The following is a 22,816-nucleotide window of genomic DNA, read 5'->3' as shown; positions in this document are numbered from 1 at the left end:
CCCCGGTGCCCGGGGGGCGCGCCGCCCTGCTAGTTGTGGGGGGGGCCGGCGGCGCCCCCACCAACATGACCGAGTTCGCGTTCTCGGGTGTGGGCATCAACCCCCATTTCGGCACGCCGGTGAACCCGGCCAGCGCGGATGGCGTCGCGCGCATCCCTGGCGGATCGTCGTCCGGCGCCGCAGTCTCGGTGGCTCTCGGTCTGGCGGTAGCCGCGCTCGGCAGCGATACCGGCGGATCGATCCGCATTCCGGCGGCCCTGTGCGGCCTGACCGGTTTCAAGCCGACCACGCGCCGCGTGCCGCTCACAGGCGCTTTTCCGCTGTCCTATACGCTGGACACCGCATGTGCCATGGCCCGCACCGTCAACGACTGCCTGCTGGTCGACAGCGTGATCGCCGACAGCGCGCTGGTACCGAGCGTCCCGGCTCCGGCGGCCATCCGCCTGGCCATCCCGCGCCAGGTGCTGCTGGACGACCTCGATCCCGTAGTCGCCCGTGCGTTCGATCGCGCGCTCGGACGGCTCTCCGCCGCTGGCGTGCAACTGGAACACACGGACCTGCCCGAGTTGGCCGAACTGCCGGGGCTGAACGCCGCGGGCGGCTTCAGCGCCGCGGAGGCTTATGCGATCCACCGCCAGACGCTCGCGACCCGGCGCGAACTCTACGACCCGCGTGTCGCGATGCGCATCGATCGTGGCGCCGGCATGGGTGCGGCCGACTATGTGGACCTTGCCCGTGCGCGCATTGACTGGATCACGCGGGTTGAGGCTCGCCTGGCACGCTTCGACGCAGTGATCTGCCCTACCGTGCCGATGGTGGCTCCCGCCATCGAACCGCTGCGCAGCGATGACGACCTGTTTTTCCGCACCAACGCGCTGCTGCTGCGCAATCCCTCGGCCTTCAACTTCCTTGATGGCTGTTCGATTTCGCTGCCCTGCCATGCCCCCGACGAACTTCCGGTTGGCCTGATGCTGTCCCATGGGCCAATGCGCGATGCCCATCTGTTAGGCACCGCGCTTGCACTGGAAGGCATCGTGCAACCGGGCTTGCGCGGCGAATAGGCGCGCCGCCACGCGACCATCCTCGGGCTTGCCTGTCAATGAACCCCACGCAACCTTGTTGCCCCATCCCGGCCGAAGGCTGGACCGCGCTGGCCGCCGACTCGCCAGAGGCCATCCCGCTCTACGACGTCGACACCCTGCGGCACATCGAGAACGCTGCGTTCGCGCGCCTGCCGTCGTTTGAGCTGATGTCTCGTGCCGGGGGGGCCGCCGCCGGCTGGCTGGCGCAGCACGCGCCGCAAGGACTGCTGCTGTTCCTGGCAGGCCCTGGCAATAACGGCGGCGATGCGCTGGTGGCCGCGACACGCCTGCACCAGAACGGCCGTGATGTTCAGGTCTGGCTCACCGCCGATCCCACACATATGCCAGCCGATGCCACGCGCGCATGGCAGGAAGCCGACGCTGCGGGCGTGCCCATGCACACCGTGCAGCAGACGGCGCCGTGGCCCGCCAGGATGGCGGCCGTTGTCGACGGCCTGCTCGGCATCGGCCTGAACCGCCCCGCGGGCGGCGCTATCGCCGAGTGGATCGCGCGCCTTGCACAAGCGCCCGCACCAGTATTCGCGCTCGATATCCCAAGCGGCCTGTTTGCCGATACCGGTGCCGGCGCCCCCGCGGTACGCGCCTGCCGCACGCTCACTTTTATCGGCGCAAAGCCTGGCCTGCTCACGCTCGATGGGCGCGACTGCGCTGGCAAGATCGATATCGCACCGCTTGGCCTCGACTATCCGCCGGTGCAAACGCCGCGCGCATGGGTGAACGGGCCCGCGCTGTTCCGGCACGCGCTGCCGGCACGTCGGCACGCCGTCAACAAGGGCACGTTCGGCTCGCTCGCAATCCTCGGCGGCAACACCGGCATGACCGGCGCCCCGTTGCTCGGCGCGCGTGCGGCGCAGTGTCTTGGCGCAGGCAAAGTCCACATCGGTTTTCTCGCCCCGTCCGCGCCTGCCATCGATCCACTTCACCCGGAACTGATGCTGCATCCACAATCCGAACTGGCCGTCAGCGCAATGTCGGCCCTTGTGATCGGGCCGGGGATGGGTACGGATGCCGGCGCGCGCAAGGCCCTCGCGCAATGGCTGGAAGACGCCGGTCGAAGCGCATCGCCGCCATCGCTGGTGCTCGATGCGGACGCACTCAATCTGCTCGGCGCCGATGCCAGCCTGGCCGCCACGCTGTCCGCTGCGGGGTTGCCACGCGTCATGACGCCGCATCCGCTCGAAGCAGCGCGCCTGCTGGGCACCACCGTGGCAGCCGTACAGCGCGACCGACTGGCCACCGCCGCGGCGCTGGCGGCGCAGTGGCAGGCCGTCGTCATACTCAAAGGCTCGGGATCCGTGATTGCCGCGCCCGGTACCTCGGCCATGACGATCAACCCGACTGGCAACGCGGCGCTCGCGAGCGCCGGGACTGGCGACGTGCTGGCCGGCATGGCAGGCGCCCTGCTAGCCCAAGGTATGCCGCCGCTTCAGGCAGCCCAGGCGGCCGTATGGATCCACGGTCGCGCCGCCGACATGCTGGTCGCCAACGGTGCCGGACCGGCCGGCGTCACCGCCAGCGAACTCTGCCTCCCTGCCCGTTCGATCCTGAATGCGCTATTGCGCGGCGAAGCGGGATAGCGCAGCGCGGTTGCGCCGGTGCCTCAACGGACACAATTGCACCGTATCATCGCTACAATCGGACAAAGGCCTACAGGATTGCGGCAAGGAGATGCGCTACGGTTTCATCTCGTAACGATAACCATCCCGACTAGCCGTGATCGACGCAAGACACGCTTTATACTTACAAGGCCTGGACTACCGGGCATCAAGCCCCCGCCACGAATCTGTGCCCTGCATGCCCACCAATCTTCACGCCTGGAACGCCCTTCTGCAGCATCACGACGCCATTCGCGACCACCAGATGCGGGATTGGTTTGCCGAAGACGGCGAGAATCGCGTCAGGCAGTTTTCGCTGGAAGCCGCCGGCCTGTACCTGGACTATTCCAAGAACCGGGTCACGCCGCAGACCATGGAGCTGCTGCTGCAGCTTGCCGACGAAGCCGGCGTTCCGGCCCGTCGCGATGCCATGTTTGCCGGTGAGCATATCAACGCCACCGAGGACCGCGCCGCGCTGCATGTTGCGCTTCGTGCCACCGCGGGCGCAGGTTTCAAGGTTGATGGTGTGCCGGTGATGCCGTCCATCCAGAATGTCCTGCTGCGCATGCGCGCGTTCGCCGAAGCGGTCCGCAGCGGCACATGGACCGGCTCGACCGGCGAGCGCATCACCGATGTCGTGAATATCGGCATCGGCGGCTCCGACCTGGGTCCGAAGATGGTGTGCCGCGCGCTGTCGCATCTGGCGCACGACGACGGCCACTCGGGGCCGCGCATGCATTTCGTATCGAACGTCGACGGTACCGAGCTGGCCGAAGCGCTTGAGCGCCTCGAGACACGGCGCACACTGATGATCGTCTGCTCGAAGACTTTCACCACGCTGGAAACCATGGCCAACGCGCACAGCGCGCGTCAATGGTTCCTGGCCAATGGCGTGGCCGAGGACCAGTTGGCCAGGCACTTCGTCGCGGTATCGACGAACGTAGAGGCCGTGCGCGCATTCGGCATCGACCCGGCCAATATGTTCGAGTTCTGGGACTGGATTGGCGGCCGCTTCTCGCTGTGGTCCTCGGTGGGCCTGTCGATCGCCCTGGCGGTCGGCTTCAATGCCTTTGCCGACCTGCTCGCGGGTGGCCGCGCGATGGACGAACACTTCCGCACCGCGCCGCTCGAGCGCAATATGCCGGTCGTGATGGGCATGCTCGGCATCTGGAACCGCAACTTCTTCAACTTGCCGACCAGCTGCATGGCGCCCTACTCCACGTCGCTGGAACTGTTCCCGGCGTACCTGCAGCAGCTGGAGATGGAAAGCAACGGCAAGTCCGTGCAACTCAATGGCCGACGGGTGCGCACGCATACCTGCCCGGTCGTGTGGGGCAGCGCCGGCACCAATGGCCAGCACGCGTACTTCCAGAAGATCCACCAGGGATCGCAGATCGTGCCGGTGGATTTCGTTGCGCCGCTGGTACCGCCGCGCGAACTGCCCGGCCACCATGCCAAGCTGCTGGCAAACTGCTTCGCGCAGGCCGAGGCGCTGATGCGCGGCCGTTCCGCCGAGGAGCTGCGCGCGGCCGGCATGACGGACGAGCTGCGCATCGCCCACATGGTCTTCGAAGGCAACCGTCCAAGCAATACGCTGTTGATGGAAGACCTGACGCCGCATGTGCTGGGCGCGCTGATCGCGCTCTACGAGCACAGGACCTTCGTGCAGGGCGTGGTCTGGAACATCAATTCCTTCGACCAATGGGGCGTGGAGCTGGGCAAGATCCTGGCGCGTCCGATCGAAGCCGAACTGACCGGCGCCGAAGCAGGCCCGCATGACGCCTCTACGGCAGCCCTGATTGCCAGGGCCCGCGGCGTGCTGGCGCGAGGCGGTTAGACCTCGGTCGCCATCCATTCATCGCTGGCCACGCGGCCGGCGTCGATCGTCAGGATGCGGTTGCACCGCGCCGCAACCGACCGGTCGTGGGTAACCAGCACCAGGGTGGAACCCGCGTCGCGGTTCAGTTCGAACATCAGCGCAATCACGGCCTCGCCGGTAGACGTGTCGAGGCTGCCCGTCGGTTCGTCGGCAAACAGGATGTCCGGACGCGTGACGAATGCGCGCGCCAGTGCCACGCGTTGCTGCTCACCGCCGGAAAGCGTGCGCGGATAGTGGTTGAGTCGCGCGCCCAGACCGACACGCTGGAGCATATCGATGGCCCGCTCCCTGACCTGCTCCGCTTCACCGCGCAGTTCGAGCGGCAACATGACGTTTTCCAGGGCGGTCAGGTGTCCCACGAGCTGGAACGACTGGAACACGAAGCCGACATGCCTGCCCCGCAACGCGGCACGCTGATCCTCGTTCAGGGCAAAGAGATCATGCCCCATGAGCCGTACCGTGCCGCCGGTCGGCAGGTCCAGCCCGGCCAGCAAGCCGAGCAGCGTCGATTTACCCGAGCCCGATGCCCCGACGATGGCGAGCGTTTCGCCGCTCGTGACGGAAAACGTGACGTCGTGCAGAATCGTCAACGAACCGGTCGCATCGGCAACGGTCTTTCCCAATGACTCGACGTCGAGGATGGAAGAGGACATGAAGAGTTGGATCCGAAGCAGTTGGCACGAGGCGGCACTGGCCGCCTGCATGGCCTTCATGGTGTCGGCGGCAGCCGCCGCCCCGCAGGCTGCGCCTGCCGTCCTGGTGCTGGGCGACAGCCTCTCGGCTGAATACGGCATCGCGCGCGGCACTGGCTGGGTCAGCTTGCTGCAGCAGCGCTTGCAGAAAGAGCGCCTCGATTATAGCGTCGTCAATGCGAGTATCAGCGGCGAGACCACGATTGGCGGCAAGACGCGCCTGCCTGACCTGCTGGCGCGGCATCGTCCTGCCGTGGTGATCGTGGAACTAGGCGCCAATGACGCCTTGCGCGGCCTTTCGCTGCAGGTGACGGAATCCAACCTGCGCACGATCGTCGGCGGCGCGCAGAAAGCCGGCGCCCGCGTGCTGCTGGTCGGCATGCGCATCCCGCCAAACTACGGCCAGGACTACACCGAGAAGTTCTTCGCGCTCTATCCGCGGCTGGCCCAGGACTTCAAGGCACCGCTGGTGCCGTTTTTCCTCGACAAGGTCATCTCGCGCCAGGACTGGTTCCAGCCGGACCATATCCATCCGACGGCGGACGCGCAACCCGCCCTGCTCGATACCGTGTGGCCCCAGCTCAGGCCCTTGCTCAAGACCGGCGGCAAAGGCTGAGGTCACCGCACTCAGCGCGAACAAAAAAAAAGACCCCTGCAAATTTCGCAGGGGTCTTTTTCCTCGGCGCGGACCTTATTGCGCCGCCGCTTCGCTACCGGCCGCCGTATCGGCCGCCGCGACCGGCTTGAGGATCTTGACCTTCGAGCGCGCCTTCAGGCTCTCGTAATAGGCTCCGATCTCGGTCTGGCCAGCGAGCTGCGAAAGCTGCTGCGCCTCGGCCTGGCGCTGGCCTTCGTTGGCCTGCTGAGGCTGGTTGATCTTGGTGATGCGGTACACCGCGTAGCCGTTCGCGCCCAGGTCCACGCCGACCACGGCGGGCAACTTGGTGGCGTCCGCGCGCATGATGGCTTCCACCGCCTTGGGTTCCATGCCTTCGGCCTTGGCGCGAGACACCATCGTCACAGCGCCGAAGCCCTGCGCGCTGTCGCTCTTCTTCAGCGCCTCCAGGCGTGCCTCGCCATCCTTGCGCGCCAGTTCCGCCGCCTGCTGGACAACGTAGCCTTCGCGGACCTTGGCCTCGACTTCCTCGAACTTGCGCACGGTCGCCGGACGGTAATCCATGATGCGTGCCGCCACCAGCGTGGTCGGGCCGACCTGGACGGCTTCGGTGTTGCGCTTGTTCTTGATGGCGTCATCGCTGAACAGCGCCTTGAGCAGCTTCTCGTTGTTGAGCGGGCTGTTCTGGCCCAGCGCAGGATTCGGCTGGCGGGTCACGCCGTCGGCGGTCTGGATGGTCAGCTTGAACTTGTCGGCAGCCGGCTTCAGGCTGTCGGATTGCTCGTACACCATATTGCCGAACGCATCGGCATCTTCCGCGTACTTCTTGGCGGCAAGCTGCTTGCGCAGCTCGGCTTCCAGTTCGGGCCGGACGGCCTCCAGCGGTTTCGTTTCCGCCGGCTTGAGGCCGGTCAGCTTGATGATGTGATAGCCGTAGTCCGTTTCCACCACGTCGCTGATCTGGCCTTCCTTGAGCGCGTACATGGCATCTTCGAACGGCTTGACCAGAGCGCCATGGCCCATAAAGCCGAGGTCACCGCCCTTTTCCGCCGAACCCGGATCCTGCGACTGCTTGCGCGCCACCTCCGCGAACGTGTCGGGATGCTTGCGCAGATCTTCCAGCAGCTTGGTGGCCTTGTCCTTCGCTGCCTGCCGCTGTGCCGCCGGCGCATCCTTGGGTGCAGCGATCAGGATATGGCTGGCGCGGCGCTGCTCATCCGTGCGGAAACGCGCGATGTTACTGTCGTAGTAAGACTTCAGCTCCTCCGGCGTGACAGCCTGCGCGGCCGCCAGTGCATCGCCGGACAGCACGAGGTACTCCACCTTGGCCTGCTCGGGCACCGAGAACGCCGACTGGTGGCTGTCGTAATAGGCCTTCAATGCCGCCGCATCCGCCTGCACCTTCGCCGTGTAGTCGGCCGGCTTGAACAGCAGTGCCTGCACCTCGCGCTGCTGGTCGCGCACGGCGATCAGGCGGTCCAGCAACGACTTGGGTACGAACGCCGTGCCGGCGATCGAGGTGCCCAGCTGCTGCGTGGCCAGGTCAAAGCGCATGCGCGCGTCGAACTGTTCGGGCGTCATGCCTTGCGCCGCCAGCAGTTGCAGATAGGCCTTGTCGTCGATCGATCCGTCCTGCTTGCGCGGCAGTTGCGCAATCGCCGGGATGCTGTTGATCGCCTCATACAAACGAGCATTCGATACCGTCAGGTGCTCGCGTGCCACTTCGTTGGCCACCACGCGTTGCAGGATCAGCTGATCCATCACGTTCTTGCGCAGCGCCGGGCCTTCGAACTGGCGCGGATCGTAACTGGCCCCGAGCATCTGGCGCATGCGTTCGCTCTGTTCACGCACCACGTTGTCCAGTTCCTGCACCGTGATCGCGCGGCCGTCGACCTTCGCGACATCGTGCGAGCTGTCCATGAAGCGCGAATAGCTCTCCACGCCGAAAAACACGAACGACGGAAAGACAAGCACCAGCAGCAGCAAAAGCATCAGGCGCCGGTTGTTGCGTACGAAATCAAGCATGCGGACTCAGGTAAGAGGGTTGGCACGAACGTCAAACCCCGCGATTCTAGCAGGAGCCGGGCGCCGCACCGCCATTTGCCGCCGGGGACGGCAGGACACGGATGCCAGTGCTCGACGACGCCCTGACATGGCCGGAGGCCTCGGCGCCAAAAAGCAAAAATGCCCGCGTAAGCGGGCATTTTTGCATCACATGTCTGGCGGAGTGGACGGGACTCGAACCCGCGACCCCCGGCGTGACAGGCCGGTATTCTAACCAACTGAACTACCACTCCTTTGTCGGTTCCCGCTACGGCCGGATTTGCGCGATGGTGAAGTGGTGGGTGCTGAGGGGCTCGAACCCCCGACCTACGCCTTGTAAGGGAATCGAATTTCCTTACAAATCATAGGCCTGCAATGTCCACCAGCTTCGCCGCACCAGCCGGTCAGCAGGAGAAGACGGGATTCTAACAGGCATTCCCAAGATTGCAAGCCCCCGGACGCTATCCTCCCAAACTGTCGGCTACCCCCTCGCTGGGCGAATCCGCCCTTACCTTGCGCGATTCGACAAGCAGCTCCATAGCCCGGCGCTTCCCGCTTTCTGTCAGCCTGAAAAAAGTGGACAAGGGCGAGCTGCGATCCACGTAGCCTTTACGCTCAAGCAATCCAAGGAGCAGGTCGACCTTCAGCCTGTGCTCATCGAGAACGTCATCCACCTCGACAGCAAAGAACATACGTGTGCTCATCGCCACCAGCAGTTCCGCCTCTGCAGTGCTCAATGACCTTGACGTAAAGACCCGGCGCCAGGGCACCCTGACGAAGAAGGCTCCAACAGCAGCCAGCGCTCCCCATAGGATAGGTACCCCTGAGAGAACCATTACACCGACGGTGGCGAACCCCCACGGGTCCGGAACCTTGCTCACGTATTCGGGCAGCAAACGCGGACCTATATATAGAGTCAAGGCGGTCAGAAATGCCGTTACCAGCAACTTCTTCGAATCGAAGATGAATTTGAGGATGGCGTCCATGTGATCTCAATTTTTGCCCGAGATTATGCCCCACCGAGGCACTGTATAGATATACAGTACAGGGATGACAGACGTTCCTGACCCCTTCGACGGCCGGTTCAAGACTCCCCTCACCAAGGCAGAGCTTAGGGAGATGTACCAGCGCTGCCCTACGCCGGAAGTGCGCGCCCTGCTCTGGGAGGTTGCACGGCTCCAGTGCATCGTGCGGCGTGCGTACCAGTTGCAGGCCTGCTTCCCCGCCGGAGGCTACGGGACCGGCAGCTACCAGACCATGATCCTCTGGCACCTGCGGAATGAAATGAGCAGCGAGCCATACTTGAATGACGGATTGCCGACAGATGAGCTGCCACCCGAGTTGGTGGATACGGGCGGGAGTCGTCGGCGGCGCGGCCGATGACCACCAGCGAGCACTTGATTCGCCTTGAAATAGCAAGAAGATTCTATTGCGCCACTGGAAAGCCCCTGGAACCAGTGCCGCTAGAGGCCGAAACGCAACTTTAAGCCAAAAAACATGGCTTCTTGCGCAGGCTTTTCAAGCCAGTTTGTGGCTTACTCAGCCGGAGGGGGTTGATGCATCGGGTAGAATGCGCTCACTTTCCAAGGATATCGGAAAGCGGCCCAGAACCGACGCAGCCCGCTGTTGCGAGCACCGGGCGGCGTGGAACTGGTCGTGAAACCGCCGTAGAACCTAAGTAACTACGCGATGTTTGAACAGGTTATTGCGAACCTGGTGCAACTCATCGGGATGTTGATCATCCTGGCGATTGTGAACAACAACAAGCGGTGAACCGCGGTGCCGGCCAATTCGTTTAGGCCACGGAGGAAGCCGGCACTATTCACATCGCGCTGCGAAAAACGCAACACGGACGAATCGTAAGACGCTAATAGTCACCGTGTCAACAAAATGTTTATGGGTGCCGCAGAGGCTTAGATATAGCCAGGGCACGGCCATCATGGCCGAGAAGATCCTTGAACGATGACCTCCCCCACCCTCGCCGAACTTTCGCCGATGCTGCTGACGGAGCGCAAGACTCTGCCGGCGACCGGTGACTGGCTGTGGGAGATCAAGCATGATGGCTACCGCATGCTGGCGACTACCGGCCAGCCACGGCTCAAGACCAAAAACGGCGCAGACTGCACGCGCTGGTTCCCTGAAATCACCGCCACCCTCGCCACCCTGCCGCCGGGGAACATTCTCGATGGCGAGGTCTGCGTGCTGGACGATATCGGTCGGAGCGACTTCGAGCGGTTGCACGATCGAGCGCGGCACCGCGGCCGGCGACCCGGGGATGATCTGGTCGCCTATTGTGTCTTCGACTTGCTGGTCCGCGGCGGTAGGGATATGCGGGCGCTCCCGGTAGAGAAGCGCAAGGCCGCGCTGCGCGAACTGCTGGCCGACGAGCCGCCGAGCCTTCTGTATGTGCAAGATGTCGCCGACGGCGCCTGGCTCTATGAGGCAGTGTTGGGCCTTGGACTAGAGGGCGTCGTAGGGAAGCGGGTCGGCAGCACGTATCAAGACGGAGTGCGCTCGCCAGACTGGATCAAGGTGAAACGGCCGGGCGCGGTGCCGGCGAAACGATTCCGCCGTTGATCACGCCGAAAAAAAGTCTTTGACATTAGCCCCTTTGGTGCTAATATACGTCTCAGAGGTAGCGCGCCGCGCCGCCCGACATCCCGAAAGGACGACGAAATGGAAAAGACCTTGGACATCCTGAAGACTGAAGCCGAGATCGGCAAGTTGATGGCCGAGACGATCAAGCTCAACGCCGAGGCCATGAAGCTCCAGCGCGAAACCCGCTGGTACCCGGTGATTTGGGCAACGGCATGGCTCGGCGCGGCGCTGGCTGCCGCCAAACTGTTCTTCTAACTCCAAGGCCCGCCGCAAGGCGGGTTTTTTCTATGCGCTATACCCCACCGAAGCCCGAAGACCTGCAGCGTCTGAAAAACGATCTCGACCGCACTGGCGAGCAGATGGCCGAGCTATTCGGCGTGGCCGGCGGCCAGCAGTGGCGCAAGTACACCGGCGGCGCTCAGCCGCGCGAGATGGCCCCGCAGATGCTGTTCTTTGGCGCCGCGCGCCTGGCGCTCACTGAGGCCGAGATGACGCGCGTGCTGGCGCGCATGCGCGAGATCGGCGCCGACGTTGACCTTGACGAAGGTGCTGGCGGCGCGGAATAATCTGTGTGCCGATTCGTCGGCAGGCCCGCCGTGATACTGACCCCTCGAAGAGTCTAGTGTTGCATCAGCGGGCCTTTTTGCTTTTCTGCCTTACGGCTTCCGCCGGCTGGCCTCGATGATCGCCAGTGCCATTGCTTCACCCACCTCGGGCGGCACACGGTAGATTGCCGCGATCCCGCGCATGCGCTGCACAGCCTGGTGGATCTCGGCAGGTGTGCTCGGTACCGGTAGGTACGCGGCCAGCTTCAAGCGCTCATAGAGCAGATCCATCAGTTCGTTGTCGAGCGATTCAACAAGCTGCTCGTTGGTCGGCAAAGGCACTTTCTACTCCAAACGAAAAAGGCGCCCGAAGGCGCCCTTGGCTTAAAACAGCGCCGTATTACGGGCAATCGCCTTGACCCGACTTCAGACCACGGGTGACGTTACAAATGGTACCCGTGTTGGTCCAGGTCATGTTCGCAGCGCCAGCACCCAGCGTCGGCGTATCGATGATCGTCAGTTGAGCGGGCGGGCTGGCAGTGTCCGTAGCGCCCGTGGTCACCTTGATGATGCCATTGGTGACGCTCGTCACGACGGTGATGTTCTTCGTGACTGCCGGCGTCGGAACGTAGCCGTTAGCAGCGCCCATGTCGCAGCCGGTCAACGTGCCGGTTTCCTGCAGGCACATGGCAACACCAAGCTTTACGGCGTTCAACTCAGCCATTGCGCCAGACGCCCTGGAACGCGAGCTGTAATCGCTGTACTGCGGAATGGCGATGGCAGCCAAAATACCGATGATCGCCACCACGATCATCAGTTCGATCAGCGTGAAGCCCTTTTGTACCCGTTTTCCCATCCTGCGCGCTTTGTTCATCATGACATGACCCCTAGAGTTTTTGAGTTACGCAGCACTTTTGCTGCTGCGGGGGATGGGAGCATGAGGCGTGCCAGGTACCTCAAATGAGGTAAAGCGGCCCAAAAGTGACAATTTTTGTCACTCCATCGATGCCGAGACAAAAATCGTCACCCTTTGTCTGTTCGTCGAGTGACAAAAATTGTCATGTTGTCGATCAAACAGGATGACAATTTTTGTCACATAACTCAAATGAGTGAGGCCTCCGCTTCGCGCCGCAGCACCAGCCCGCGGAGCACGCGACCGCCGCCCTTATTCCATTTGCGGATCTCGGTTGGCACGTCCTCCCACCGGCCAGTATTCACGCGCCGGCGCAACGTACTGGCTGACAGATTGCCCGCGCCGAGGTTGAACGTGAAGTCGATGAGCGCGGCCAGTCGCTCGGGCGTGTCGATCCCGTGGCACAGCTTCAGTACCGCTGGTAGATAGACTGTGCGGACCATCCACAGCAGCAGTTCCTCCGCGCGCTCACGGGTGATCGGCGCATCCTTCAGCGTGACCGCCCTGCCGTCAGGGTAGTAGGTGGCGCCGTAGCCGATCGTCGGCACGCCGGCCGGGCACAGGTACGGGACCAGGTACAGCCCCTCGAAGCGCCGTGCCAGCGCAGCCGCTACCTCGACCGCCAGCGTGTTGAAGTCCTTCGGCGCCGGGGCGTCCACCACAGGTTCGGGCCCGGCCGGCGGTACAACACCCGGCGGGGGCTCGGTGACGGCCGCAGGCTTGAACAATCCGAGGAACCAGGTCACGCAGTTCATACCCTGCCCCGGCTCGACAGCACGCGCACTGCAAAGAAGAAGCCGAGGATCACGCCCACCAGCTCGCGGTCCCACTCGCCCATCTTGAAGCCAGCCTCATGCAGCGCGAAGCACCACAGGCCGAGCGCGATGGTCGCGGCAGCCGGCCGCACGATTCCGTTCCACAGGTCGACCGCATAGATGCCGGTCGGCTTCATCGCGGCGACGACTGCCTGGCCGAATGTGGTGGCGTCGGTGCGCGCGAGATCCGCTTCGGCCTGCACGCGGATGGTCTGCACGCCTAGCTCGGACTGCAGCTTGATCGACGCCAGGTTGCGCTCGTGCGCCGCGGCGTCAAGCTCGCCCTGCAGCCGCATGCGCTCCAGCTCGTGTTTGTGGTCCTGATAGTTCGTCCACATGCTGCTGATCTGCTCCCAAATCAGGCGAAAGGCGCTGCCGCCGAGAAACGAAATGATGGCTGAGAACATGGGGCTCCTTAGAGGGTCAGCATCTCGGGGGTGACGGTGTTGCGCGCCACCTGACCGAAGTCCGAGTGATAGGTGATGCTGGTGACCTGTCGCTCAGAGAACCATCCGCCGCGCGCCGCATAGGCGTCCCGTGCCGCGAGAGTCGAGTGCTGGATGACGGTCATCCCGCTGTGCTCTTTCTCATCGACGTGGTGGCGGTGGCCGACGTGACAGTACCGCTTAGTCGTCGCGCCCCATATGCGGGCGAATTGCGCCGCGAACAGCAGAGGCAACTGGTCGTTCTTCTTCAGATGCCCGTGGTGGAACGCGAGCATCGTCGTGCCGTGCTGGTGGACGTAATACGGCAGTTCGCTGTCGATCACCGTCACCCGCGGCTCGTTCTCGTAGATCGCCTTGAACAGCGCACGCAGCCACACGCTCGACGCCAGGTCATGGTTCCCCTCGGCCATCAGCACCACCACGCGCTCGTGATGGCACAAGGCAAACTCGACCATGCGACGCAGCACGCGAATGGCAGCCGCCACGATTTTTGCGAATCGCCCGTCCTGATCCAGTACGTGGTGGCTGGTCGGAGTAACCGGCAGCATGCCGTCACTGTGCAAGAAGTCCCCGAGCTGGTTCACGATGCCGACACGCGCGGCCGGCGCGGACTTGACCATGTGCTCGAACACCGTCGTCAGCATGCGCTCGGCGATGTCCAGGTTCCAGTCGGCCCCACCCTCGCGGCGCCACGCCAGCATGCCGAGGTGATAGTCGGTGAAGGTGTAGAGGTTGCACAGGCTGTCAACCGTGTGCGCCGGCGCAGGTTGCGGTTCGACCCGGGGCAGTTCCTCGGCCAGCGCGGCGAGCGCGGCGCGTTGCGCTTCAGCCAGGCGGTCGCCGTCCAGTTGCGACTTGACCCACTGTCCGCGCACCTTGCCGTCCGCGTCATAGTAGGTCGACACGCCGCGGGTAATGAACGGGTCCGGTACGACCTTCGTCATGTCGTGCTCGGGCGAATAGCCCTTCGTCGCAGCCTTCACCTTCACTCGCGTGATGCACGCCTGCACCGCGCTCTTGGCTACGCCGAGATGGCTTGCCGCCGCGCGCATCGAGCCGTGTTCGATCACAGCGTCGATGTATTTCGCCTGAATCGGCGTGGCCCACTGCTTCAGTTGAGGGTCGATCACAGCGGCTTTCGGCATTGTCAGACCTCGATGAGTTCAATGGGGAGGGATGGTGCAGCGCCTTCGATCACGCCATCGCGCACGAACACTCGACCTGACGTGAGCGTTCCACGCGCCTGCAGGATGCCGCCGCCGGGAAGCTGGACGGCAGCCACGCCATTCGCGGCCGACACGATGGTTCCGACCTGGAGCGGAGGGTCCGGCATCAGATCCCGAAGGATCTTGTAAGGGTTACGCAACATGGGTTTCCACTCCGATCGTTTGGAACACTTCGGGCATGCTCACATCGACGCTGGTGCTGCGCACGATGCCGAGGCGCGTCACGCCGGCGTCGACGTAGCGGACAAACTTGCCGGGCTGGATCACACCCGTCTCGGCAAGCACCGGCAGCCGCAGGGAGACGTGCGCCTGGCGCCCGGTGTCGCCGAGGATTGCCAGGCCACGCTGGCGAGCTGCGTCGGCGTGCGTGATGAGCGGGTCGGTCACCATCGGCGCGAGGATGTCGCCAGCCGTGCCGGTGCGGGTCACTTGGCCGAGCACGCCCTGCCCCTCGCCCGACACGAACACGCGGTTGTAGGCCGGGCGCTGCAGCCACTCGATGGATTCGCGCATCGTTACGTCCGCGGGTAGCTCGAAGTCCGGCGTCAGCGAGCCCCAGTTCCACGGCGCCGTCGGGTACCTGGATAGAACCTTCAGCGCCTTCGTGCTCGGGTCCGGCTGGATGTACGCGCCCGCGGCACCGGCGATGGCGTTCAGCGCAGTGATGTAGGTGCCCTGGTGCGACCAGGCGCCGGCCGGTACCAGCCAGTCGGTCGCCGCCCAGTTGACGGTCCAGCCGATGCTGGTGCCATTCAGGGTCAGCGCGTCGTTCATCAGTTGCTGCGCCGTGCGTGCGCCGGAGTTGCTGAACGACTGCACCGGGGCATACGGCGCACCGAGGATGGCCGACTTCCCCTTGCCGCTCACGCGAATGGCGGCGCGGCCGAACGTGCGCTCGCGGCTGATCTGCTCGGCCAGCACGCGGTATGCGGTCCCGTTGATCACGGCTTCCAGCTCGACCGGAGTGCCGTCAGATCCAGCCTGCACGGCGTCGAGCGTTTCCGCCGGCAGCGCCGCGTTGAAGCCCCACGTCCAGGAGTCAGCGTCAATGCTCAGTGAGAGCGAGAACGTGGGCAGCTCGACATTGCCGTCGACGCGCCGAAGCATTACAGAGTTGATCACGATATAGACCCTCTTTACGGGGACGATGACGGTTTCGCCAGGCGGTTCCGTCGGGCATGGGTTCACACCGAATTTCAAACGGATGTCATCGCCCGCATAGTCCAGCCACGGGCAGATGAACTTCAGCAAGGTGCTGCCGGTGAAAGGCGGCTCGGGCGGCTCGGGCGGCTCCGGGTCGACACCCCAGTGAATGCGGCCAGTCGCCTCCTGCCAAGGCATGCGCGTCGAGTGGTTCGTCGGTGTGCCCTGCTTCGCCGGCATACCCATCGATCGCGCGAGCGGAGCAGCCTCCTGATAGCGCGATCCCGTGGACACCTTGACGTGCGCCGGGTACTCCCAACCATCGCGGGCGCTGCGACGTTGCGGCACGGCGCGCTCGAATCGGTCGCCGCTCGACACCCTTACGTGCGGCGGGTATTCCCACGGGCTGCCGCTGCTCGCACGAACGTGTGCCGCTTGCTCAAACGATGCGCGGTCGGTCACCCGGATGTTCGCGGCTTGCTTGAACCCTGCGCCGCGGGAAGCGCGCATCGGAGCGGCTTCGTCGTAGCTCGCCCCGCGCACAGGGTGCAGCGCCGCAGCCTGCTCGAATGAACTGCCGCTCGACTTCTCCAAAGGCGCAGCCTGCTCGAACGCAGCACCGCGAATCGACGACGGGCCACGCCATACCGAATTGTCGTAGTTCGCGGTGAAGTGCAGCGTCGGTGCAGCCTTCGTCATCACCAGTTGGCCCGCTACCGGCGTTGAGGGTTCTGCGTCGCCGACGATCTGCAGCGTCGGCGCAGCCTTCACCATCACGAGCTGGCCGATGGTCGCTACACCATCCGGGTTCAGCGTGAAGTTGAGGTTGACCGCCGTCCCTGCAGGTGGCGTGTACCCCCGGTGAAAGTCGAGGTTGATGTCGGTCACGAATCCACCAGGGTTGCGAGAGAGATCGAGAACACGCCGCCCTCATAGAGTTGGGTGGTCGGGCTGCCGCCAGCCGCGAGCTGCAGTTCGCCGGTACCGCCGGACGCAACAACGTCCAAGTCGGCTGCGAAGTTCCCATCACTATCGGTGATGCGCGCCCACGCCGCGTTACCCGTCTTGCTGGCAAGGACCGACGAGCCGATCTGTAGCGTGAGCGTGCTGCCGGACACCGACCCGGCCGAAGGATCTGCAAACAATTGCGTTGCAAGCAGCGTGTTGCCTGCGCCCGGGGCCACGCCGCGCGCCGGACGCGTGCCGCTGTAGATCAGCAACTTGCCCGGACCAGAGCCTGCGTCAATAGCTCGTGTCAGCGCCTGGAGACGGTCGGCGATCACGCCGTTGGAAAAGGCGAGCGTCATGGTGCGAGTTCCTCATAGCCGATGACCAGCGCCGGCGCGTTCTGTACGTACTTGCGGACAAAGAAGTAGTCGACCCCGGGGCCGGTGTTATACCAGCGTCCGAGGCAGAGCTGCGCCGCATCGGAAGGCACGCCGGAGCGCGAGGCGATGAACTGCTCCCGGTCCAGGAAGTTGACCACGCCGTCGGTGCCTCGCTGCAGCGTCATGCGATGCAGGACGCCGTCGGCGAAGCGCGGGAACACAATCAAGCCGGCCGTATCCGCCTCACCGTTGATACCGAAGCGGGTATTGGCGGTGTCGGACGCTGTGTTGTAAATGCACGCCAGCTTGGTTGTGCCGGTGCCGATGGTGCCCTGTACCCAACCGAAGAAGCCCGAGTTCTGCCCCGCCGTCGAGACAGTAGGGAACGACTGCCCGTTCGACGCATTGAACAGCGCGTTCACCTCATAACCCTGCCCAAAACTCGCCACGGTACGGCACTCGCGCACGGCGCCCGGGTTCAGGCCATACCAGTAGTCGCCGCCCGTGGAATTCGCCACGGTGGTCAGGTTCGGATAGCCCGTCCACTTGCTGGCATCCATCGACGAGCCCGTGAACGTGAAGTCGTCCCATAGGATCGGGAACGTGGCGCCGCCGCTGCTGGTGGTCGGCGTGGCGCCGTTGTACCAGACGTAGACCGACTGTGCGGCGCTGTCCAGGTTGCCCGGGATGTTGAACCAGTAATACGCCACGCGGTTCGGCGCCGAGCCCTCGACCCGCTCCAGCCAGTACGGGATCGGGTTGCCGGCCAGGTCGGTGAAGTTGATGTCCGAGGTGTAGCTACCCTTGGTCGTCGGGAAGGTCTTCAGCGGCAGGCAGACATCGGCCTGGCAGCCCGGCGCAAACGAGGCGGACAGGAACACCGACCCCATCATGGTCTTGCTCATCGTCGCCGGGCTTTCGCCCACGCGCAGCAGGACTGCATGCCCGGACCCTAGCCCCACGGTCTGCGGCAGGGTCAGCTTGCGCTTCATCCTCCCGGTGTACTCGCTCGGATAGCTGTACAGCGGCATGATCACCGGCGTGATGTTGTCCTGCACCACGGCGTTGTAGGTCTTCGAGTAGTCGCGGCCGAGCACCAGGTACTTGTAGTTCTCGTTCACGTTGTCGAACACGTAGTTGCCGTTCGCATCGGACCACGCCGACTGCACCACCGCACCGCCCTCCTCCAGCAGCCTCACTCGCTCAGGCGTCGGCGTGTTGTTCACCGTGGTCTGTCCGGCGACGCGACCCTTGCCTCCCCAGGTCTGGTCGGTCTGACCCGGGCGTCCACGGTGGGCCTTGTCACTGCCGAGGCCGATTGCCGGGGCCGAAGGCAAGCGCGTGAAGGCGTACAGGCTGGAGCTGTAGGTCATCGTGCGGCGAGTTCCGATTGCATCGGCATAAGGCGTCGTCGGCGGCGTGAAGGCCCCGACGTAACGCGCGCCCCCGACGGTCACCTCCAACTCGTCGATGTAGCCGTTCAGGCTACTGGATGCATCCCATCCGGACGCGCCGATCCGCACCTTGTTGCCGCCCGGCGCCAGGTAGTTCGTGCCGTCGTTCCAGGTGCCGCCCACCGCGCCATTCACGTACAGCGTGGTCACCCCGGACTTGCGCACCACGGCGATGTGCGCGTAGGTGCCGGCCGTGATGGCAATCGACGAGGTGATCTGGTTCGCCGTGTTCACGTAGTAGATCGGCTTGGCGTTCTGGTCGACGGCCAGCACCGGGTACGCGCCGTTGGTCGAGGTCGGGCGCCAGTCGATGAGGAAGGTGGCGAACCCTGCGCCGGGAATCGCCTGGATGTTCAGCCAGCACTCGATGGTGAAATCCTGCTGGCCGATGGTCAGCGAGCCATCGGTGACCGGCACATCGAGACGATCCTGATTGACCGTGGCGTTCTGCGATCCGGTGAACCGCATCGCCGCCGTGCCAATCTTAACGCTACCGGTGCTGAGCTTCGGCGTGCCCGTGCTCGTCACGGTCCGTGCATAGGTGCTCGTATCCCTGAAGCTGGTGTCGTTATTGTTGCCGTCGCCGTGCAGCAACAGCGTGCAGGGGCCGGCGTACGCGCCGTCGTCGTCGAGGAACTGCTGAGTCGGCGGGTTGAAGTTGGTCGTGTACCGCCCGATCCCCTTCGTGATCCGCACCTCGTCGAGATACCCGTTCAGGTACTCGGCGGCGATGGCGCTCCCGGCCGTATTGCCCATACGCAGTGTGCCAGTGCCGTTGACCATCGTCGCAGACACCGCAGCCGACTGGTCGAGCACGCCGCCGACGAACACATACAGCGTCCCGCTCTTGCGCACCACGGCGACGTGCGTCCAGGTGGACAACGGGATCACCTGCGTGACGCCGAGCAGTTGCTGCAGGCCCGAGCTGGAGGTGCCGTTGCCGATCAGTAGGTTGACCTTGCCGGCCGCACCAATCGACACCGCGTACGACGGGTTGATCGACCCGGGGAGTACATCCTTGTTGAGCACCTGCGTGTTGTTGCCGCTGGTCGGCCACGCATTCATGTAGATGAAGAATTCGATGGTCCAGTCCGGGGTGCCGGTCGATAGGTCATACTGACCAGCGTTCGGGTACTGGATCGAGCTGTTGCCGTTGAAGGCAATCGCCGAGTTGCCGAACTTCTTCTGCGCCGTGCTGGTCGTCACGCCAGTGCCCACCAGCGCCGCGCCTTGGGCATTGAACACCGAGCTGTCGGTCGGGTAGCCCCCGGTCGACCCTTCGCCGTGCAGCATCAGCGCGTAGTTCGTGTTGTCCGGGGTGCCGTAGGGGGCGGTCGGCGGCGTGAAGGTCGCCGTGTAGCGACACGCGGTAGTCAAGCACCATTCGTCGTAGTACGCCTCCAGGAACGTCGAGCCCGCACTGAAGTTGCTCTGCCCGAACACGATGCCCTGCGTCGCCGCGCAATTGATTGCGCCGGACAGTGTTGCGCTCGATACCTGCGTGCCGTTGATCCAGACCTTGACGCTCGTGCCCTGGCGCGTCACCGCGACGTGGGAGAAACCCCCGGTCGCCAGGTCGCTGGCGTTGCCCGCAATCAATTGCGCGCCGTTGAACCACACGCGCACTGCGCCGTTGCTCATGCGCGCCACCAGGAAGTCCTGGTTGCCGGCCACGCTGTCGTCCCATCGCCCGAAGATCGCACCGTAGTCGGTGCCCTGCGACACCGGCCAGACCCAGGCCTCCATCGTGAAGTCACCGGCTGCCAAGTCAAGGGCCTTGGTCGCGGCCAGCTTGACGTAGTTGCCGTTGGCACTGCCAGTCTTCAGCGACGCCCCGCCGATCTTGGCCTGTGCGATGCTGATGGCGGCCGAGCCCACAACCGCACCGTTCTGCGCCGTGCTCGACGAATCGGTGATCGTGGTCGAGCCACTGGCGCCATCGAAGTGCAGCAGGGAGATGATGCTGCTACCGAACTGATCGACTGCCACATTATCTCCTTAGCGCCAGGGGCCGGTTACGTCGATGAAAGGGAAACCCCACGTCGCGTTGCTGTCGGCGCAGGGCGCGACGCGCAGCGCAATGAACCGCTTATTTGGGAAGTCATCGGTTCCTACAACCACGTCCCGATGCGAGAAATATGTGTACAGGTTCTGTGGCGAGCAATACCAGCCGGGGAACCACCCGCGCAGCGCGCCGGCGATGTTAATCCCCATCAGCCCGAGCAGCAGCGCGTTGTCTCCCCCGTTGGGGAAGTTGAGCACGCCGCTGTTCACGAGGACTCGCCCGGAGTAGTCGGGCGTCGTGGCGAGCAGCATGCACCCCTTCGCTGCGCTGAGCGCCCCCACAGCGCCGGTATGCGAGCGGGCAATAAACAAGCCGCCCGCCGCCGTGTTCGGCGTGTTGGAATACCCCACGCAAGTTGTCACCACTGAGCCAGTCGCTACCAGGCTGGAGGTGCAACCGGTCAGCACCGAGGGAAACTTATCCACACTGTTGCGGAAGATCGGGTCGCCAAAGTAGTACACCACCCCGTTCAGCCCCGAGGCCGCCGGGTTGGGGGCCAGCCACAGGTAGAAGCCCCGGTCATCTCCGGCAAGGAACCACTTACGGACGGTGGCGTCGGCCGTGCTGGACTTGCCCCACCACAGGCCGCCCGACATCTGCGCAGCGGTCGGGTACGGGTTCACGCCGGTGTCCACGTCGTACATGCCCTCGTAGGCGACCACGCGCGCGTTCAGCGTGTTGGTGTCGTCGACGCGCAGGAAGCCGCCGGTGAACGCTGCCGCCGGCGAGGTGTACACGGCCTTGTTCGTGCCCGAGAACGGCTTCGTCCAGCCGAGCGGCGCCATCTTCGCGGTGATCGTGCCGGTCGCGGTCTGGTCGGAGATACCGGTCGCGTCGAAAGTCAGCGTGTTGCTGGTGATGGACAGCACCTTCTTCTCGCCATTGAGGCCCGCTGGTGTGGCGCCGGCGATCAGCACCACCGACTGAATCTCGTATGGAAACGCCGTTCCGAAGGTCGCCGTGGCGACGCCGCCTGCGACCACCAGCGACGACAAGGTCTGCTGCCCCCACCCGTCCTTGAGGCAGGCGTCGAGCATCGGGATCAGACCGCCCGCGTTACCGAACACGGTGGGAGCGTTCACCATGTCGCCGTGCATGAACTTGACTACGTTGGACATGATGTTCGCTCAGTTGAACGACCGGATCGGGCCGGTCAGATCGAAGAAATACCCGCAGCCGATCCAGGTGGCCCCGTTGGGACTGCCCGCCGACAGGAAGGCGAGCTTCTTCCCCACCAGTTGGCGCATGCCGTCGATCTGCTGCAGATTCGTCATGACCGCGTTTGTCACGCTGCCCATCGGCATGTTTTGCAGGATGTGGTACATGCCTGGCAACCAACCTCGCGTGCCGCCGCCTGCAATAACCACCACGTTCTGCAGGAAGGCACCCCCACTACAGGCGTCGGGCCAGTTAACTCCGAGGCTGCCTCCGCCCAGGTTGCCGGAAATCGAGGCATTAATCATCCCCAGGGCGAAGTGGTTCGAGGATTGGGGCGAGCCGATGCCATTCGGAGGGCGCGGCAGATAGACGGCGCTATTCCCGATAAACGAGTTACCCAAGTCCCCGCTATAGATCGTAGCCCCCGAGGTGATGTCGACGTTCGCACCGGCGAGAATCGCCCCGTAACCGTCGATGGTCTGCTGCGCATCGAGGTCACCGAAACCCATAGTGACCCCATTCAACGTCAGGGTCTGCACCGAGCAAGGGTTGACCCAGAAATAGAAGAATCGGTCGTCACCGTAAATCGCCCAGTTGCGCAGCCCACCGTTGGCCGCCGCGCCATCCGACTTGGGCCAGTTCAGCACGTTCTGCGTCGCGCGTGGCACCGCGTAGAAACCAGTGTCCACGTCGGTCATCAGCTCGTAGGCGGTCACTTGCGCGCAACGACTGGCGAACCCTAGTACGTTGGCCGTGTCGTCGACACGCAGGTACAGGCCCACGGTGTTGATCGTCGCCGTCGTGCGGTACACCGCCTTGTTGGTGCCGGAGAACACCTTGTTCCAGCCCAGCGGCGCCATCTTGAACGAGATCGTTCCCGTCGCACTGGCGGGCGTGCCGGCCGGTACGGTGAACGTCACCGTGTTCTGGCCGATGGCCGTGATCTTGAACTCGTTGTTGAACTGGCTCTCGTTGGCGCCGGAGATCAGGATCACCTGACCTGGCATCAGGCCGTGCCCGGTACCCACCGTGGCCTGCGCGGTCGTTCCGGTCACGGCAATGGCGCTCAGCGACCGGCTGCCGTAGCCGTCCTTGAGACAGGCATCGAGCAGTGCGACCAGCGAGCCGGCCGTGGCGCTCAGCGTCGGAGCACCGTAGTCCTGCGAAGTAAAAAGTTTCGGATATACGCTTGCCATG

21 protein-coding genes and 1 tRNA gene are annotated in these 22,816 nt (G+C 64.2%); 7 read left to right on the top strand and 15 right to left on the bottom strand.

Annotated elements, in window-relative coordinates; genetic code table 11:
* The 3 genes from AC3FKG_RS17655 to pgi form a co-directional block, all read left to right on the top strand.
* Window positions 1–1,061, top strand: a 1,061-nt coding sequence (locus AC3FKG_RS17655; RefSeq protein ID WP_488743715.1) for an amidase, incomplete at its 5' end; no start/stop codon positions are given.
* A gap of 38 nt (window positions 1,062–1,099) precedes the next feature.
* Complete coding sequence (locus AC3FKG_RS17650) at window positions 1,100–2,680, top strand: NAD(P)H-hydrate dehydratase (RefSeq protein WP_488743714.1); 1,581 nt, start codon at window positions 1,100–1,102, stop codon at window positions 2,678–2,680.
* Between the two features lie 217 nt (window positions 2,681–2,897).
* A complete protein-coding gene (gene pgi / locus AC3FKG_RS17645; protein WP_488743713.1) occupies window positions 2,898–4,535 on the top strand; it encodes a glucose-6-phosphate isomerase in 1,638 nt (545 codons plus the stop codon).
* Here pgi and AC3FKG_RS17640 read toward each other — a convergent pair.
* Window positions 4,532–5,230 (bottom strand): ABC transporter ATP-binding protein, encoded by a 699-nt coding sequence (locus AC3FKG_RS17640; protein WP_483711241.1) that lies wholly within the window; start codon window positions 5,228–5,230, stop codon window positions 4,532–4,534. The genes pgi and AC3FKG_RS17640 overlap by 4 nt on opposite strands.
* Here AC3FKG_RS17640 and AC3FKG_RS17635 point away from each other — a divergent pair.
* Window positions 5,229–5,885, top strand: coding sequence for an arylesterase (locus AC3FKG_RS17635; protein WP_488743712.1), 657 nt, complete (start codon window positions 5,229–5,231; stop codon window positions 5,883–5,885). The two genes, AC3FKG_RS17640 and AC3FKG_RS17635, sit on opposite strands and share 2 nt — an antisense overlap.
* Window positions 5,886–5,960: 75 nt before the next feature.
* On the opposite strand, the gene AC3FKG_RS17630 is transcribed toward AC3FKG_RS17635, so the two are convergent.
* The 3 genes from AC3FKG_RS17630 to AC3FKG_RS17620 form a co-directional block, all read right to left on the bottom strand.
* Window positions 5,961–7,910, bottom strand: coding sequence for a SurA N-terminal domain-containing protein (locus tag AC3FKG_RS17630; RefSeq protein WP_483711239.1), 1,950 nt, complete (start codon window positions 7,908–7,910; stop codon window positions 5,961–5,963).
* Window positions 7,911–8,105: 195 nt separating this feature from the next.
* Window positions 8,106–8,182 (bottom strand) — tRNA-Asp (locus AC3FKG_RS17625).
* A gap of 207 nt (window positions 8,183–8,389) precedes the next feature.
* Window positions 8,390–8,914 (bottom strand): hypothetical protein, encoded by a 525-nt coding sequence (locus tag AC3FKG_RS17620; protein WP_488743711.1) that lies wholly within the window; start codon window positions 8,912–8,914, stop codon window positions 8,390–8,392.
* 976 nt (window positions 8,915–9,890) lie between these two features.
* Between AC3FKG_RS17620 and AC3FKG_RS17615 the strand changes: the two genes are divergently transcribed.
* The 3 genes from AC3FKG_RS17615 (at window position 9,891) to AC3FKG_RS17605 (ending at window position 11,092) form a co-directional block, all read left to right on the top strand.
* Window positions 9,891–10,505 (top strand): ATP-dependent DNA ligase, encoded by a 615-nt coding sequence (locus AC3FKG_RS17615; protein WP_488743710.1) that lies wholly within the window; start codon window positions 9,891–9,893, stop codon window positions 10,503–10,505.
* A gap of 111 nt (window positions 10,506–10,616) precedes the next feature.
* Window positions 10,617–10,781, top strand: coding sequence for a hypothetical protein (locus tag AC3FKG_RS17610; RefSeq protein WP_488743759.1), 165 nt, complete (start codon window positions 10,617–10,619; stop codon window positions 10,779–10,781).
* 32 nt (window positions 10,782–10,813) lie between these two features.
* Entirely contained in the window at window positions 10,814–11,092 is a 279-nt protein-coding gene (locus AC3FKG_RS17605) for an XRE family transcriptional regulator (protein WP_488743709.1), read from the top strand.
* Between the two features lie 90 nt (window positions 11,093–11,182).
* On the opposite strand, the gene AC3FKG_RS17600 is transcribed toward AC3FKG_RS17605, so the two are convergent.
* The 11 genes from AC3FKG_RS17600 to AC3FKG_RS17550 all read right to left on the bottom strand — a co-directional run bounded on the left by AC3FKG_RS17600 (window position 11,183) and on the right by AC3FKG_RS17550 (window position 22,815).
* The gene (locus tag AC3FKG_RS17600; protein ID WP_488743708.1) at window positions 11,183–11,413 is read right to left on the bottom strand and encodes a hypothetical protein; all 231 of its coding nucleotides are present in this window, start codon (window positions 11,411–11,413) and stop codon (window positions 11,183–11,185) included.
* 58 nt (window positions 11,414–11,471) lie between these two features.
* The gene (locus tag AC3FKG_RS17595) at window positions 11,472–11,948 is read right to left on the bottom strand and encodes a pilin (protein ID WP_488743707.1); all 477 of its coding nucleotides are present in this window, start codon (window positions 11,946–11,948) and stop codon (window positions 11,472–11,474) included.
* Between the two features lie 224 nt (window positions 11,949–12,172).
* The gene (locus AC3FKG_RS17590) at window positions 12,173–12,739 is read right to left on the bottom strand and encodes a lysozyme (RefSeq protein WP_488743706.1); all 567 of its coding nucleotides are present in this window, start codon (window positions 12,737–12,739) and stop codon (window positions 12,173–12,175) included.
* Window positions 12,736–13,206 carry a hypothetical protein gene (locus AC3FKG_RS17585; protein WP_488743705.1) on the bottom strand — a complete coding sequence of 157 codons (471 nt, stop codon included), beginning with the start codon at window positions 13,204–13,206 and terminating at the stop codon, window positions 12,736–12,738. The genes AC3FKG_RS17590 and AC3FKG_RS17585 overlap by 4 nt, the downstream gene beginning before the upstream one ends.
* An 8-nt stretch (window positions 13,207–13,214) precedes the next feature.
* On the bottom strand, window positions 13,215–14,390 hold the full coding sequence (locus tag AC3FKG_RS17580; protein WP_488743704.1) for a helix-turn-helix domain-containing protein: 1,176 nt from the start codon (window positions 14,388–14,390) through the stop codon (window positions 13,215–13,217).
* Window positions 14,391–14,392: 2 nt separating this feature from the next.
* On the bottom strand, window positions 14,393–14,614 hold the full coding sequence (locus tag AC3FKG_RS17575; protein WP_488743703.1) for a hypothetical protein: 222 nt from the start codon (window positions 14,612–14,614) through the stop codon (window positions 14,393–14,395).
* Window positions 14,604–16,502, bottom strand: coding sequence for a hypothetical protein (locus tag AC3FKG_RS17570; protein WP_488743702.1), 1,899 nt, complete (start codon window positions 16,500–16,502; stop codon window positions 14,604–14,606). Before AC3FKG_RS17570 ends, AC3FKG_RS17575 begins: the two co-directional genes overlap by 11 nt.
* Window positions 16,499–16,921, bottom strand: coding sequence for a hypothetical protein (locus tag AC3FKG_RS17565; protein ID WP_488743701.1), 423 nt, complete (start codon window positions 16,919–16,921; stop codon window positions 16,499–16,501). The genes AC3FKG_RS17570 and AC3FKG_RS17565 overlap by 4 nt, the downstream gene beginning before the upstream one ends.
* Window positions 16,918–20,385: a DUF2341 domain-containing protein gene (locus tag AC3FKG_RS17560; RefSeq protein ID WP_488743700.1), complete on the bottom strand. Its 3,468-nt coding sequence runs from the start codon at window positions 20,383–20,385 to the stop codon at window positions 16,918–16,920. Before AC3FKG_RS17560 ends, AC3FKG_RS17565 begins: the two co-directional genes overlap by 4 nt.
* Window positions 20,386–20,394: 9 nt before the next feature.
* Window positions 20,395–21,579: a hypothetical protein gene (locus tag AC3FKG_RS17555; protein ID WP_488743699.1), complete on the bottom strand. Its 1,185-nt coding sequence runs from the start codon at window positions 21,577–21,579 to the stop codon at window positions 20,395–20,397.
* Between the two features lie 9 nt (window positions 21,580–21,588).
* Window positions 21,589–22,815, bottom strand: a complete 1,227-nt coding sequence (locus tag AC3FKG_RS17550; RefSeq protein ID WP_488743698.1) for a hypothetical protein — start codon at window positions 22,813–22,815, stop codon at window positions 21,589–21,591.
* Window position 22,816: the final 1 nt, after the last annotated feature.

This window comes from Cupriavidus sp. 22TCCZM04-2 (assembly GCF_057798895.1).
The sequence above is the reverse complement of the archived record's forward strand: the minus strand, read 5'-3'. Positions and strand labels throughout refer to the sequence as shown.